General features: G+C 55.7%; 1 protein-coding gene. It reads right to left on the reverse strand.

The genetic code is table 11. From position 1 onward, the window contains the following. Nucleotides 1–16 precede the first annotated feature (16 nt). A protein-coding gene (locus AC2FNN_RS21625; protein WP_496760579.1) for an IS3 family transposase occupies nucleotides 17–1,143 on the reverse strand; the annotation gives its coding sequence in 2 pieces (ribosomal slippage) (nucleotides 17–879 and nucleotides 879–1,143; 1,128 coding nt in all). Nucleotides 1,144–1,321 lie beyond the last annotated feature (178 nt).

Below are 1,321 nucleotides of genomic sequence, written 5' to 3' on the forward strand. Positions count from 1 at the left end.
TGGTCCGATTTGATTGTTAGTGCATCATCGGCCTGTGATCCATCGGGATGATGGTTTCAGGTGCTGGCGGGCGATAGCCCAGTGCACTGTGGGGGCGTTTTGTGTTGTAGTGTCTCCTCCATTGTTCGATCAGAATTTGAGCTTCGCGCAGGCTGTAGAAGACTTCACCGTTGAGTAGCTCATCCCTGAACCTGCCATTGAAACTTTCACAGTATCCGTTCTCCCACGGGCTCCCAGGTTCAATGTAAGCCGTCTGGGCGCCAACTGCGGCGATCCAGTCTCGGACGGCCTGGGCGATAAATTCTGGCCCATTGTCTGAACGTATGAAGCGGGGTGCACCGCGCAGTATGAACAGATCCGTCAGGGCATCGATCACATCGACCGAGTTCAGCTTGCGCTTCACTCTGATCGCAAGGCACTCCCGGCTGTGCTCATCAAGGATGTTCAGCGTCCGAAAAGCTTTGCCATCGTCGGTTCGACAATGAACGAAGTCATAGCTCCATACATGATTGCGATACTCCGGCCTCAGCCGAACACACGAGCCATCGTTCAGCCAGAGCCGCCCCTTCCTCGGTTGTTTTGCGGGAACCTTCAGCCCCTCTCTCCGCCATAGTCGTTCGACACGGCCATCGCTGACCGACCAACCTGCCTCTCTGAGCAAGGCCGCAATCCGACGATAGCCGTATCGACCATACTGCCTGGCCAATTCGATCATGTCGGCAACCAACCGATCCTCATCGACACGGCCTCTCGGGATGTGCCTCTGTGTGGAACGATGTTGTCCCAGCACGCGACAGGCTCTGCGCTCAGACACTTTGAACTGGCGACGCACATGTTCGATGCAGGCGCGACGGCGAGCGGGGCTCAGAAGTTTCCCTTTGCAGCCTCCGTCAAGATCAGCTTGTCGAGCGTCAGGTCTGACACAGCTCGTCTCAGCCGATCATTTTCCTTCTGAAGCCGCTTCAGTTCCTTCAGTTGATCTACACCCATTCCGCCGTATTGCCTGCGCCATCGGTAATAGGTCTGTTCAACAACACCAATCTGTCTGATTGCATCCAGCCGGGGCATGCCTTGCCCCATCAGCACCTCAACCTGCCGTAACTTTGAGACAATCTCTTCCGGCTTCGGTCGCTTGTTTGCCATTCTTGGTCCTCCGTTTCCTAAACATAGCGGTGGACCAGTTCAGATGGGGAGGCTCAGTTCCTCAAGATGCTGGGGGACTATGCCAACTTCTGCTGCGGTGAAGGCTCGATGCATGATACCGCGATGCTGTATGGCGCACTCGGCTGGGACGCTTACGACAAAAAATGCGAGGTTGTGA

This window comes from Ruegeria sp. BHSA118, from assembly GCF_059613405.1.